This is a genomic window from Micromonospora pattaloongensis, assembly GCF_900107255.1.
GTDB lineage: Bacteria > Actinomycetota > Actinomycetes > Mycobacteriales > Micromonosporaceae > Micromonospora_I > Micromonospora_I pattaloongensis.
Genome location: NZ_FNPH01000012.1, coordinates 32,443 through 45,944 on the forward strand (window position 1 = coordinate 32,443; position 13,502 = coordinate 45,944).

General features: G+C 72.0%; 12 protein-coding genes. 8 read left to right on the forward strand and 4 right to left on the reverse strand.

The window, feature by feature from the left end; translation table 11 throughout:
• Positions 1-59: 59 nt before the first annotated feature.
• A complete protein-coding gene (locus tag BLW47_RS21965; protein ID WP_091561481.1) occupies positions 60-734 on the reverse strand; it encodes a TetR/AcrR family transcriptional regulator in 675 nt (224 codons plus the stop codon).
• 153 nt (positions 735-887) lie between these two features.
• Here BLW47_RS21965 and BLW47_RS21970 point away from each other — a divergent pair, with 153 nt between their 5' ends.
• From BLW47_RS21970 to BLW47_RS21990, 5 genes are all read left to right on the forward strand, one after another.
• Entirely contained in the window at positions 888-1,784 is an 897-nt protein-coding gene (locus BLW47_RS21970) for an ABC transporter permease (RefSeq protein WP_091561484.1), read from the forward strand.
• A complete protein-coding gene (locus BLW47_RS21975) occupies positions 1,777-2,586 on the forward strand; it encodes an ABC transporter ATP-binding protein (protein WP_091561488.1) in 810 nt (269 codons plus the stop codon). The genes BLW47_RS21970 and BLW47_RS21975 overlap by 8 nt, the downstream gene beginning before the upstream one ends.
• 140 nt (positions 2,587-2,726) lie before the next feature.
• The gene (locus tag BLW47_RS21980; protein ID WP_091561492.1) at positions 2,727-4,265 is read left to right on the forward strand and encodes a bifunctional cytidylyltransferase/SDR family oxidoreductase; all 1,539 of its coding nucleotides are present in this window, start codon (positions 2,727-2,729) and stop codon (positions 4,263-4,265) included.
• Positions 4,255-5,967, forward strand: coding sequence for a CDP-glycerol glycerophosphotransferase family protein (locus tag BLW47_RS21985; RefSeq protein WP_139307406.1), 1,713 nt, complete (start codon positions 4,255-4,257; stop codon positions 5,965-5,967). The genes BLW47_RS21980 and BLW47_RS21985 overlap by 11 nt, the downstream gene beginning before the upstream one ends.
• A gap of 99 nt (positions 5,968-6,066) precedes the next feature.
• Positions 6,067-6,249: a hypothetical protein gene (locus tag BLW47_RS21990; protein ID WP_091561495.1), complete on the forward strand. Its 183-nt coding sequence runs from the start codon at positions 6,067-6,069 to the stop codon at positions 6,247-6,249.
• Positions 6,250-6,258: 9 nt separating this feature from the next.
• On the opposite strand, the gene BLW47_RS21995 is transcribed toward BLW47_RS21990, so the two are convergent.
• Together BLW47_RS21995 and BLW47_RS22000 are read right to left on the reverse strand one after the other, a co-directional pair.
• Complete coding sequence (locus tag BLW47_RS21995) at positions 6,259-6,738, reverse strand: hypothetical protein (protein ID WP_091561498.1); 480 nt, start codon at positions 6,736-6,738, stop codon at positions 6,259-6,261.
• A gap of 216 nt (positions 6,739-6,954) precedes the next feature.
• Positions 6,955-7,455, reverse strand: coding sequence for a hemerythrin domain-containing protein (locus BLW47_RS22000; RefSeq protein ID WP_091561502.1), 501 nt, complete (start codon positions 7,453-7,455; stop codon positions 6,955-6,957).
• A gap of 387 nt (positions 7,456-7,842) precedes the next feature.
• Between BLW47_RS22000 and BLW47_RS22005 the strand changes: the two genes are divergently transcribed.
• From BLW47_RS22005 to BLW47_RS22015, 3 genes are all read left to right on the forward strand, one after another.
• A complete protein-coding gene (locus BLW47_RS22005) occupies positions 7,843-8,613 on the forward strand; it encodes a polysaccharide deacetylase family protein (protein WP_091561505.1) in 771 nt (256 codons plus the stop codon).
• Between the two features lie 100 nt (positions 8,614-8,713).
• Complete coding sequence (locus BLW47_RS22010) at positions 8,714-9,985, forward strand: VWA domain-containing protein (RefSeq protein WP_091561508.1); 1,272 nt, start codon at positions 8,714-8,716, stop codon at positions 9,983-9,985.
• Positions 9,985-10,767 carry a peptidase gene (locus BLW47_RS22015; RefSeq protein WP_091561716.1) on the forward strand — a complete coding sequence of 261 codons (783 nt, stop codon included), beginning with the start codon at positions 9,985-9,987 and terminating at the stop codon, positions 10,765-10,767. Before BLW47_RS22010 ends, BLW47_RS22015 begins: the two co-directional genes overlap by 1 nt.
• 50 nt (positions 10,768-10,817) lie before the next feature.
• Here BLW47_RS22015 and BLW47_RS22020 read toward each other — a convergent pair whose 3' ends face one another.
• Positions 10,818-13,496, reverse strand: a complete 2,679-nt coding sequence (locus BLW47_RS22020) for a putative bifunctional diguanylate cyclase/phosphodiesterase (RefSeq protein ID WP_091561512.1) — start codon at positions 13,494-13,496, stop codon at positions 10,818-10,820.
• Between the last annotated feature and the right edge of the window lie 6 nt (positions 13,497-13,502).

Below are 13,502 nucleotides of genomic sequence, written 5' to 3' on the forward strand. Positions count from 1 at the left end.
TCATTCGGCACGCGATGCTAACCGGTCCCGATGACGGCGGGACCGCGGTGCGGGTTGGGTCACGACCTATTCGAGCCGGAACCCGTGGTCGTGTCGATAGGTGCAGGTCCGGAATCCACCGGACGATGAGGCTCGGATGCTACTCCGAGCGCGGCCGCGACCGCGGCCGCCATACGGGGCAGGTCGGCCGCATCGAGCGGGGTACGCGCGATGGCGATCCGCCAGTAGAGCGGGCCGACGATCAGGTCCATCAGCGCGCCCGGGTCGGCGCCCTCCGGCAGCTCGCCGCGCTCGACCGCCCGCTCGATCAGCAGCACCCCGATGGTGTGCTGGTTGGCCTGCAGCGCCGACTGAAGCGTCTGCGCGATCTCCGGGTTGCGCGCCGCCTCGGCGAGCAGGTCCGGAATGATCTGCGAGGCCAGCGGGTGCCGCAGGGCGTGCGACATGATCATGAAAAGCATCTCGAGGTCGCCGCGGAGAGTGCCGGTGTCCGGCAGCGGCAGCCGCTGCACCGCCACCTTGGACACGACCGCCAGCACGAGCTCCAGCTTGGAACGCCAGCGCCGATAGATCGCCGTCTTGCTGACGCCGGCCCGCCGCGCGACCGCCTCGATCGACAGCCGGCCATAGCCGACCGCCGCGAGTTCGTGCATGACGGCACCGCGGATGGCCGTGGTGATGTCATCACGGAGCACCGCGGCACCCGCCGGAACTCGCCTTTTCTCGATCGTCACGCCGGACAATATAGCGCAACGACGGTACGGTTGCGTCCCGACGCTCGATGGGCTACGGTCGCTCGCAGCGACGAAGCGTTGGTTTCACCGCTCTGGCCACGCTCCCCGATGTCGCGAGCATTCTGGATGACAGAAAGATCGGAGCGTCTACCCATGCCCCACACGGCGGTGGCCGACGCGGACTCAGGGCTCTCCCCGGCGCAACTGGCCGCCCGACACGGGCTCGGCGTCGCCGGCGAGAGGCCCACCCTGGCCGCGTACACCCGGCAGTTGTGGTCCTACCGGCACTTCATCGCCGCCTACGCGAACGCGAAGCTGGTCGCCGCGTTCAGCACGGCGCGCCTCGGCCAACTCTGGCAGGTGCTGACGCCGCTGACCAACGCGGCCGTCTACTACCTGATCTTCGGGGTCATCCTCAATACCAAGGGCACGATCCCGAACTTCATCGCGTACCTCTGCGTGGGTCTGTTCGTCTTCAACTTCACCCAGACGGTGGTGCTCGGCGGGGTCCAGTCGATCTCCGGCAACCTGGGTCTGATCCGGGCGCTGCACTTCCCCCGCGGCTGCCTGCCGATCGCGGTGACGCTGACCCAGTTCCAGCACCTCATCTCCGCGATGGTCGTCCTGGTGGGGATCGTGCTGGTCTCCGGCGAGCCGCTCACCTTCGAGTGGCTGCTGGTGCTGCCCGCGCTGCTGCTCCAGTCGATCTTCAACGCCGGGCTGGCGCTGGCGATGGCGCGGCTCGGGGCGAAGATGACCGACCTCAAGCAGGTGCTCCCGTTCGTCATGCGGACCTGGATGTACGGCTCGGGCGTGCTCTACAGCGTCGACAACTTCAGCAAGCACCTGCCGGAGGCGGCCGTCGTGATCGTGCACGCGAACCCGCTGCTGATCTACATCGAGCTGGTCCGGCACGCGCTGATGGAGGAAGTAATCCTGACCTCGTCGGCGTGGCAGCTCTGGCTGATGGGCACCGCCTGGGCGCTGCTCGTCGGGATCGGCGGATTTGTCTACTTCTGGCGCGGCGAACGGGAGTACGGACGTGGCTGAGTTGGACGCACTGCAGAACGGCGGCACGGCGGTCGACACGGCCGAGCGGATCCCCACGGTCGTCGCCGACGACGTGCACCTGATCTACCGGGTGCACGGCGGCGGCACGGGGGCGGTCACCCCGGTCGCCGCGCTGAAGCGGCTGGTGAGCCGCACCCCGGCGCCGAACATCCGCGAGGTCCACGCCGTCAAGGGCGTCACCTTCACCGCGTACCGCGGCGAGGCGATCGGCCTGATCGGCAGCAACGGCTCGGGCAAGTCGACCCTGCTGCGGGCGATCGCCGGGCTGATGCCGGTCAACCGCGGCGCGATCTACACCCAGGGGCAGCCGTCGCTGCTCGGCGTGAACGCCGCGCTGCTCAACGACCTCTCCGGCGAGCGGAACGTGGCGCTCGGCTGCCTCGCGATGGGGATGACCCCCGAAGACGTGCGCAAGGTGACCCCCGAGATCATCGAATTCTCGGGCATCAACGAGCGCGGCGACTTCAGCTCGCTGCCGATGCGCACCTACTCCTCCGGCATGGCGGCCCGGCTGCGCTTCGCGATCGCCGCCGCCAAGAAGCACGACGTGCTGCTGATCGACGAGGCGCTCGCCACCGGCGACGCGCGCTTCCGCCGGCGCAGCGAGCAGCGGGTCCGCGAGCTGCGCGCCTCGGCCGGCACGGTCTTCCTGGTCAGCCACTCGATCAGCTCGATCCGCGACACCTGCGAACGGACGATCTGGCTGGAGTCCGGGGTGATCCGCGCCGATGGCCCGACCCGGGACGTCGTCGCCGAGTACGAGGGATACATGCGCAAGTAGCAGCGCCACCGGCGTGACCCGCCCCCTGCCCGCCGGCAGGGGGCGGCTCGCGTCCGCCAGCGCTATCGTCTTCACCGACGCAGGCTCGTTCCGAAGAGATGGCGCTCACCGTCCGCGACGTGTTCCAGTGAGGATCGGTAATGACGCAGGACCTGACCACGGATACCGAGACGCGGCCCGCCGGGGCCGCCCCGTGGCGGCCCAACCGGACGGTGGCGGTCGTGCTCGCTGGCGGCACCGGATCCCGCGTCGGGCTGGGCATCCCCAAGCAGCTGTTGAAGATCGCCGGTAAGCCGATCATCGAGCACACCATCGCGGTCTTCGAGGCCGCCCCCGAGATCGACGAGATCATCGTGCTGATGGCGCCCGGCTACGTCGACGACGCGCGCCGGATCGTCGACGCGGCCGGTTTCCGGAAGGTGACCCGCGTCATCTCCGGCGGCGACACCCGCAACGCCACCACCCGACTCGCGCTCGACGCGATCGGGCCGGACGACTGCAACGTCCTCTTCCACGACGCGGTCCGGCCGCTGCTCAGCCCCCGCATCGTCCGCGAGTGCGTCAACGCGCTGTGGACGTACGAGGCGGTGGACGTCGCGATCCCCTCCGCGGACACGATCATCCAGGTCGACGCCGACGACTGCATCAGCGACATCCCGGTCCGCGCCCACCTGCGCCGCGGCCAGACGCCGCAGGCGTTCCGCTCCGGGACCATCCGCGAGGCGTACCGGCTGGCCGCCGACGACCCCGAGTTCAACGCGACCGACGACTGCGGCGTCGTGCTGCGCTACCTCCCGCACGTGCCGATCAAGGTCATCCCGGGCGCCGACGAGAACATCAAGGTCACGCATCCGGTCGACGTCCACCTCGCGGACAAGCTCTTCCAGCTCGCCGCGCAGAACCCACGGCCGCTGGACGACCGCGCCTACACCGAGGAGCTCCGCGGCCGCACGATCGTGATCTTCGGCGGCAGCTACGGCATCGGACACCACCTCGCCGAGCTCGCCCGCGGCTTCGGGGCGCGGGTCTTCGCGTTCAGCCGTTCGGGCACCGGGACGCACGTCGAGCGGGCCGAGGACGTCGAGACCGCGCTGAAGACGGCGTTCGAGGCCACCGGCCGGATCGACCACGTCGTGGTGACCGCGGGCGTCCTGCGGATCGGCGCGCTCGCCGACATGGACGACCCGACCATCGAGCAGATGCTGCAGGTCAACTTCGTGGCACCGGTCACCATCGCCCGCCGGGCCCTGCCCTACCTGCGACAGACCGGCGGCCAACTACTGCTCTACACCTCCAGCTCGTACACCCGCGGCCGCGCCCGCTACGCGCTCTACTCCGCGACGAAGGCGGCGCTGGTGAACCTGACCCAGGCCCTGGCCGACGAATGGTCCGAATTCGGGGTCCGGGTGAACTGCGTCAACCCCGAGCGGACGGCGACGCCGATGCGGACCCGGGCGTTCGGCGAGGAGCCCGAGCACACGCTGCTCGCCGCGTCGACCGTGGCGCGGGCGTCGCTGGACGTCCTGCTCTCCAGCCTGACGGGCCAGGTGATCGACGTACGCCGGTCGCCCGGTGAGCCGGTCGCGGTGCCGGACGAGGCGGCGCCGGCCCGGGTCGGCGCCCAGCCGCCGCTGGCCCCGCTGGCGGCGAACGGGAACGGGGCGCCCGATGCGTGGTGACCTCGTCCGCAAGATGGCCGCCCGGTGCCTCACCGCCGGGCTGGCCGTCCTCGCCTTCCTCGCGCTCGGCCTCACCTCCGCCACCTGGTGGGGGCTCGCGCTGACGACCGGCGCGGTGGCGTCGGCCTGGGTGGAGCGACGGATCCGCCCGAAAACCGACCTCGTCGCCGAATCGATCCTGCTCGCAGCCGGCATCCTGGTCGCGTACGCGCGACAGATCCCCGGCGGCTTCCACTGGACGCTGGCGCTCACCGCGGCCGCGCTGCTCGGATTGATCCTGCTCGAACGGCCGCTGCGCGAGGCCGGGGCGCTGGAGATCCGGTCGGCCAACCTCGACGTGCGCGGGCCGCGGCTGCCCGGTCCCGACGGCCTCGGCACGGTCATCCTCGTCCTGCTCGTCGCGCTCGCCGCGGGCGCCGCGGTCGAGCTGCCCGCCTGGTCGGCCATGCTCGCCACGCTGCTGGTCGGGGCGGGGGGCGCCGGCATCGTCGTCCCGATGGCGCGACGCCGGCTCAAGCCCTCGGCCGCGCACGGCCGGGTCGGGCAGGCGCTGCGGCGGCACCGCCCCGAGTTCCTGCTCCACTTCTCGGCGCCGCCCGGCTCCGAATACCAGGTCACGATGTGGCTGCCCTACCTGGAGCGGATCGGCCGACCGTTCGTCGTCGTGCTCCGGGAGCCGGAGTTCCTGGCGCCGATCGCGGCGGCGACCCGCGCGCCGGTGGTGTTCTGCCCCACGCTCCCGGCGCTCGACGAGATCATGGTGCCCAGCCTCAAGGTCGCGTTCTACGTCAACCACGGCGCCAAGAACAGCCACTGCATCCGCTTCCCGCAGCTGACGCACATCCAGATCCACCACGGCGACAGCGACAAGGCGCCGAGCGCCAACCCGGTCACCGCGATCTTCGACAAGAACTTCGTCGCCGGCCAGGCGGCGATCGACCGGTACGCGCGGGCCGGGGTGCGGATCCCGCCGGAGAAGTTCGTGATCGTCGGGCGTCCGCAGGTCGAGTCGATCGAGGTGACGACGCGGCACGTGCGCGACGCGGCGCCGAAGGTGGTGCTCTACACGCCGACCTGGACCGGGCACTACGCCGACGCCAACTACTGCTCCCTGCCGGTCGGCGAGACCCTGCTCCAGCGCCTGCTGGCCCGGGGCGTGACGGTGCTGTTGCGCGCCCACCCCTACACGGGACAGAACCCGCAGTCCGCCCGACAGCTGGCGCGACTGGAGGAGCTGCTGGCCGCGGACCGCGCCCGCACCGGCCGGCAGCACATGTGGGGCGCGCAGACCGCCGGCAAGATGACGCTGGTCGAGTGCGTCAACCGCTCCGACGCCCTGGTCTCCGACGTGTCCGGGGTGATCTCCGACTACCTGTACTCCGGCAAGCCGTACGCCGTCACGGACATGGTCGACGACGGCGACCGCTTCGCGGAGCGGTTCCCGCTGGCCCGCGGCGGGTACGTGCTGCGGCCGGACATGTCGAACATCGACTCGGCGCTGGACCGGCTGCTCGACGAGGACCCCCTGGAGGACGTACGGCGGCGGCTGCGCAGCCACTACCTCGGCGACTTCCCCGCGGAGTCGTACGCCGACGGCTTCCTCGACGCCGCCCGCGCCTTCCTGGGACCGCAGACCGAGGCGCCTCCGGAGCAGCGCTCGGCCGCCCCGGCCGAGCCGCGCCTGAGCCCCGCGAACGGCTGAAGGCCCCCTGCCGCGCGTCGACGACGTCCGCGTTTGATCCGCTCTGCGCCGGGTAGCCCCCGACGTCTGATCGGAACCGACACCAGGACGGAGGCGATCGTGGAACGCGAGAACGAGCCGAGGGGCCGGGTTCCGGAGCGGGGTGCGCAGGAGGACGCGAGCGGCGTCCCGCTCACCGAAACCGAGATCCGCGCGAACACGCGCCCGCCGAGCAAACCCGAGAAGGCCGGGGAGATGCCGGACAAGGCGAACGAGGCCGGCCGGGGAACGACGCGCGGTTAGCGGCGGGCGCTACCGCCAGCGGCCGCGACGTCGGGGGGCGCAGGCCGCGGCGGCCAGGACGACGGCGGCCAGGTCTTCGACCAGCGCGGCAGCGGCCGCCGTCGTCCGCCCGCGCTGCTGCGCGTACGCCCGCCAGCGCGCGCCCACGACGCTCATCCCGACCACGCCGGCGACCGCGAGCAGGACGGCGACGGCGGGCCGGCCACCGTCGCGGCGGGCGAGCGCCGCGGCGGACACCGCACCGACGGTGATCCGCTCCGCGAGCACCGGCGGCGACAGCCGGCTCGGGATCCGCGGGCTCTTGTCCGCGAGCATCTCCCCCAGCGCGGCGGTCGCGGTGACTCCCCGCCCCCACCGGTTGCCCAACCGGCCCACCCAGCCTGGCGCCCTGTCCGGCCGGGTGGTCAGCGCAACCCCCGCCAGCCCCGTCATGCTGCGGGCACCGGTCGCGCCACCGAGCACCGCGGCCCGCATCGCCGTCGCGTCCATGACTCCTCCTGAGTGCGTAGCCGGTGGTAGTACCGGGCTGTCCCGACGCCCGAGCTACCCCCGCCGAGCAGCGCCAAACGCCACCGCGGCGTCGCCGCCGACGACTGGGAGGCCGTCGCCCCGCGGAAGGCCGCGGGGAAGATCGTTCGCACAACTGTGACGGTGGGACCGGACGTATCCGGTCCCACCGTCACAGTGTGCGTCGCGGCGCAGCTGTCAGGCGACGATGGCCTCAAGGGTCTTCTTGAGCGCCCTGGGGTCGCTCGGCTTGCGGGGCGCATTCTCACGCAGCTCGATCATGCGCGCGCCGATCTCCTGCAGCTGCTTGCGGCCGAGCCCGTCGCGCACCTTCGGGAACCAGTCCTGTTCCTCCTCGTCCATGTGGTGCGTGACGTTCTCCATCAGCACCATCATCTTCGCGTCGAAGCGCTCGTCCTCGGGGCTCATCGCGGCCAGCTCCGCGCAGAGCACGTCCGCGACGTGATGCTCCTCGTACGACTCCAGGACGTCGTCCTCGAGATCCGGCAGCAGCTTGCGGGTCTCGGGGTACATCCCCTCGTTCTCGATGTAGGTGTGCACGGTCAGGGCCTCCAGGATCTGCTCCGCGAGCTGGGCCTTGACCTCCGTGGCGTCATCGTCGGCGTTCTGGAACTCCCGGAACAGCCGACGCATCTCCTTGTGGTCTTCCTTCAGCAGGACAATCGCGTCCGTCGACACCGTTTACCCCCTCGGTAGGCGTGGCCAGGCGATACCCGAGGGCTGAAATCCACAAACGTTGCTGCGGGGTGTCGCCGTCGCACCCGCCGGCGGCGTGCGTACCGCCTCACAGCGCGCGCAGCAGCAGGAGCAGAAGGACGGTCCCGATCAGCGACACCACGAGGGAGCCGAAGCATCCGAGACGGTTGGAGAAGAAGGCGAACATCGGTCCTCCGTGCGCTTCCGGCTGAATGGTCGCCGTTCTCATACCCGCGTCGCACGGCTTTCTCCCCGATTCTCCGCACGATCGTGCGTCCGTCGCCGATCTGACCACGGACGCCCGGCGACGGGCCGGCGGTGACGGAGCGGAGATGGGCGGGGGGAGCCGTGGCGTTTGCCCGACGGCAGATGCTGACGCGTGTCGGCTCGGCGCTGCTCGGCGCCGGCGCGGCCGGCGGCGTGAAGATGGCGCACGATGCCCTCACCGGCGATGACCCGCTCCCCTTCTACGGCGGATACGCCTCCCCCATCCACCGCGACCGCAGCACCCCGCCGAGGTCCGCGCAGGTCGACGTGGTGTGGAGCGTCCAGACCACCAGGAATCTGATCGCGCTGACCTTCGACGACGGGCCGAAGCCGAACTGGACGCCCGAGGTGCTGTCGATCCTCGACGACACCCGGACCCCGGCGACCTTTTTCATGGTGGGCGCGCACGCGCGGCAGCACGGTGGACTCGTCGCGGGGCGGCTGGCACGGCACGAGATCGGCAACCACACGTGGCGGCACCGGGACCTCGCCCGGTCCAGCTACGAGGAGGCGTACGAGGCGCTGGCGCGCGCCCACGACGAGCTGACGAAGCTGTCGGGGCGGGAGCCGACGCTGCTGCGCCCGCCGTACGGGCACCTCGCCGGCAGCGCCCTGCTGGCCGCGAACGAATTCGGCTACCGCGTCGTGCTCTGGAACCGGCAGATGCTGGAGTCGCGTTACACGTCGGACCCGCCCGGCCTGGTCGACTACGTCGTCGGCTCCTGCACCCCGGGGACGATCCTGCTCGCACACGACACCGGCCCGGCCGATCGGCTGGTCGCGATCCGGGGGCTGGCGGCCATGATCCGAGGGCTGCGGGCCCGCGGATTCGAGTTCGTCACGGTGTCCGAACTTCTCGCAGAGCGGGGCTAACAACGGGTCCGGCTCGTCTGTGCACTATAGAGCGGCGGTTGCGGTTTTCCTTACCACCACTGCGATCCGGAGCGTGGCGCGTCACTAGGATCTGGCCGTGATGATCATACGACGGCCGTCCGCCGTCCTATTAGGACTGGCGGTCGCCCTCTTCCCGCTCGGCGTGGCCCCGGTGGCCGCCGACGAGACCGCCCCGACCGAACCCCCCAAGGTCGAGCTCGTGCTCGACGTCAGCGGCTCGATGCGGGCCGCCGACATCGAGGGACGCACGCGCATCTCCGTCGCGCAGCAGGCGTTCAACGACGTCGTGGACGCGCTGCCGGCCGAAACGCAGCTCGGCATCCGGGTGCTCGGCGCAACCTACCCGGGCGACGACAAGGCGGTGGGCTGCAAGGACACCCAGCAGATCGTGCCGGTCGGCCCGGTCGACAAGGAGCAGGCCAAGGGCGCCATCGCGACGCTGCGACCCACCGGCTTCACCCCGGTCGGGCTCGCGCTGCGCGCCGCCGCGGCCGACCTCGGCACCGGCCGGACCACCCGGCGGATCGTCCTGATCACCGACGGCGAGGACACCTGCGCGCCACCCGACCCCTGCGAGGTCGCGCGCGAACTGGCCGCCCAGGGGACGCACCTGGTCGTCGACACGCTCGGCCTGACGCGGGACGAGAAGGTGCGCCGCCAGCTCCTCTGCATCTCCGCCGCCACCGGCGGCACCTACACGGCGGCGCAGAGCGCCGCCGAGCTCAGCGGTCGGCTGCGACAGCTGGTCGACCGGGCGAAGGACACGTACGCGCAGACGCCCGCGCTGGTCACCGGCAGCGACCAGTGCGCGAAGGCGCCGCTGCTCTCGCCGGGGGTGTACACCGACCGCGAGCGCTTCTCCGAGCACCGGTGGTACCGGGTGCCGGTCGGCGCCGGCCGGGAGCTGCGGGCGTCGGTCAGCATCGCGCTCGACCGTCCCGTCAACCGCGACTACGGGGTCCTGCTCCGCGCCACCGCCGCCGACGGCCGGGAACTCGTCCGCGGCACCGACGCCGGCAGCGGCCGTACCGACGTCCTCTCCACCGGGCTGCGCTGGTCGCCGCCGTCCGAACCCGATCCGTCGCCGAGCGACACCGCGGCGACGGTCGGGGACACCGCGGTCTGCCTCGTGGTCAGCAACTCGTTCTCCGCGCGAGCCGGCGCGGCGCAGTCCCCGGGTCTGCCCGTGGAGCTGACGATCGACGTCGTCGCCGCCTCGCCCGCCCCGGACGGTCCCGGGCTCGGCCGGGGCTGGCTGCTGTTGACCGTACTCACCGTCGCGGGCCTGATCACCGGGGTGCTCGCCGGCTGGCTGACCCGGTGGTGGGTCGCGACCTGGAGGACGAACTGATGCTGACACCCCGCCGCGCGGCCCCGCTCCTGCTCGCCGGTGTCGCCGTCGCGCTCGCGGCGTCGACGCCCGCCGCCGCCGATCCGGCCCCGGCCACGCCGTCGCCCGGCGCCGCCACGGTGACCAAGGCCGGCACGTCCTTCCTGACCGCCACCGGCGTCGCCGCCGGTCAGCCGGTGCGGGTCGCGGCGTCGACCGGCGAATACCTCTACTGGTCGTTCGTGGCCTCGGCCGGCGAGACCAACCAGGTTGCCGTCACCGTGACGCTGCCCGAGCGGCACGCGCCGGCGACCTGGACGGTCGACGTCTTCGACGGGCTGCGGCGCCGGCAGGCCTGCACGGCGGGGGCGCAGAGCCCGGCCGTCGGCACCGGCGACGCCACGGTCACGCTCGGCTGCACGCTGCGCCAGGTCCGTTCCTGGGCCGAACCGTGGTCCGGCGATCCGCTGCCCGGGACGTACTACGTGCGGCTGGCCGTCGTCGACCTGCCGGAGCAGGACCTCGGTCTGCCCGTCCAGGTGGACATGCTGATCTCGGCGACGTCGGACGGCGACGGGGGTCCCGAGGCGGGCACCCTGGAGACGCCGCTCGTGCCGCCGGTCAGGGCCGGCGCGGTGCTGACGGCCCAGAGCGCGGACGCGGCGGCGACCGCGGACACCGACGGGACGTGGCTCCCCGACTTCTCCGCGCGCTGGATCTGGACGACGGCCGGCGGGGTACTCGCGGCGGTCGCCGGGGTCGTCGGCTTCGGGCTGACCCGACGCCCACGCCGCAGGCCGTAGTAGTCGGGATCGCGATGGCGTCGGCGCTTCGCGCCGGCGCCATCGGCCGATCAGCTGGCCTGGCGCACCAGGCGGGGCAGCGGCCGCGCCTCGCGCAGCATCTCGGTCGCGACCTCGGGCGGCACCGGGCGGGACAACAGGTAGCCCTGCCCCTGTTGGCAACCGAGCGAGAGCAGCAACTCCCGTTGCTCCGGGGTCTCGATCCCCTCGGCCACCACCTGCAGACCGAGCGAGTCCGCGATCGCCAGGATGGCCCGCACGATCCCCCGGTCGGCGTCCTTCTCGGTCAGGCCCGCCACGAACGACCGATCGATCTTCAGCGCCTGCACGGGAAGCCGCTTCAGGTGGCTGAGGTTCGAGTAGGAGATCCCGAAGTCGTCCAGGGAGAAGTGGACGCCGGCCGCGCGCAGCGTGGTGGCGAACTCCGTGACGTCGGTGCGGATCGAGCTGTGCTCCGTGATCTCCAGCCACACGTCCGTCGGCTGCACGCCGGCGTGCTTGATCACCGCGAGCGTCTGCGACGCCAGCTCCGGCTGGCGCAGCTGGGTGGCCGAGAGGTTCACGCTGATCCCCAGCCGATCCCAGCCCGGCAGTCGGTGCCAGGCCGCGAGCTGGCGGCAGGACTGCGCGAGCACCCAGCTGCCGATCGACGCGATCGCCCCGGTCTCCTCGGCGAGCGGGATGAACGCGTCCGGCGGGACCATGCCGCGGACGGGGTGGTGCCAGCGCAGCAACGCCTCGAAGCCGAGGATCCGACCGGTGGCCAGGTCGAAGATCGGCTGGTAGTGCACCGCGAACTGGTCACGGTCGAGCGCCCGTACCAGCTCCGACCGCAGCTCCAGCCGGTCCAGCGACCGGTGCGACGCCGCCTCGTCGAAGACCTCCACCAGGCCCGGACCGGCGTTCTTGGCCGCGTACATCGCGGCGTCGGCGTCACGCAGCATCGAACTCGGCGTCGCCCGGCCCGGCACCCCGAGCACGCCCCCGACGCTGACCGAGATCTCCACCCGTTCGCCGCCCAGCAGCACGGGCTCCTCCAGGGCGCGCACGATCCGGCGCCCCACGTCCTTCACGTCCCGCAGGTCCCGCACCCGTTCCAGCACCACCACGAACTCGTCGCCGCCGAAGCGCGCGAGCAGGTCGTCCGGACGCAGGCAGCCCCGCAACCGGTCCGCGACCTGCAGCAGTAGGTCGTCGCCGGCGTCGTGCCCGAGCCGGTCGTTGACCTCCTTGAACTTGTCGAGATCGCAGAAGAGCAGCCCCACCGGATGTCCGTCCGGCTCCGCCAGGCCCTCGTCGAGCCGCTGGCTGACCAGCGCCCGGTTGGCCAGCCCGGTGAGGGGGTCGTGCGTCGCCCGCCGCCGCAGCTCGTCCTCCAGCTGCTTGCGACCGTCGATCACCCGCGACGACAGCACCACCGTGCTGTCGTCGGACGGCGCGGGCCGCAGCGCGCTCTCCACCCACACCCACTTGCCGTGTCCGGTGCGCATCCGGTACTCGACCTTCGGCGATCGGGCGGCGTCGGCCAGCGCGAGACGTAACCGGTCGCGGTCGGCCGGGTGGACCAGTTCGGCGATGTCGCCGCCGAGCAGGTCGTCGGGTCGGTGGGCCAGCTCGCGGTGGTGCGACGGCGACGCGTAGACCAACCGTCCGGTCGGGTCGGCGACGGCGATCAGATCACTGATCGAGTCGGTGATCAGGCGGAGCGATTCCTCGCTGCTGCGCAGCGCCCGGTAGAGCAGGGCGTTGCTCATCGCCGCGCCGAAGTAGTTGGCGAAGATCGCCGCGGTCTCCGCGGCGTCGCTGAGAAAGGGGCGCCGCGCCTCGCGGAACGCGTACAGCAGCGCGACCGGACCGCCGTCGCGCAGCACCGGCACGCAGAGCAGGGCCCGGCCGGGATCGAAGGGCGCCCGTCCCCGGTACGGCTCGCCGCGGACCGCGTCGAACCAGCCGGGCAGCTCGGCGGGGCGCGCCGGCCAGCTCGCGAGCCCGTCGACCGCGTCCGCGACCCGCGGCTCGGCGCGGTCGTCGTCAATGGTCACGATCTGCACGGCGTCCGCATTGATCAGCCGGGGCAGCAGCCGGGCGGCCTCGGCGATGAGCGCCGGCAGTTCCAGGTAGCGGCTGAGCCGGTGGCCGGACTGCGCCAGCCGCTCGACCGCCACGCTGCGCTCCCGCTCCGCGACGGCCAGTCGGAGCCGGGCGGCGACCGAGGAGAGCACCTGGATCTCGGTCGCCGGGAACGACTCCCCGGTTCGCCGGAACAGGAACAGCAGCTGCTCCTCACCGGCGTCCGGTCCGCTGGAGACCGGCACCCAGACCCCGGAGCACAGATCCAGGTCGGCGAGCCGTTCCGGGATGTCCGCACCGGTCAGCTCGGCTCCGGACCGCGACACCGCGGCGTCGCGTCGCAGCGCCTCGGCCGCTCCGCCGGTCAGCGGCCAACCCGTCTGGAACACCGGGTCACCCTCCGGCACCCCGCAGCAGCTGGTCACCATCAGCCGGTCGCCGAGCGCGCGCCCCATGCCGACCACGTCCGCCGAGAAAACCTGGGAGAGCACGATCAACGTCTGTTCGACGAGCTGCTCCGGCGTGGAGGGCTGGCCGAGCACGGTCAGCACGCGCACCATCCGGGCGTTGTGCCGGTAGGCGTCGCTGACCGCCCCGATCGCGGCCGCCAGCTGCATCTTCAGCTGTTCGACCTGCTCGTCGTCGTGTCCGCTGCTCATCGGGAC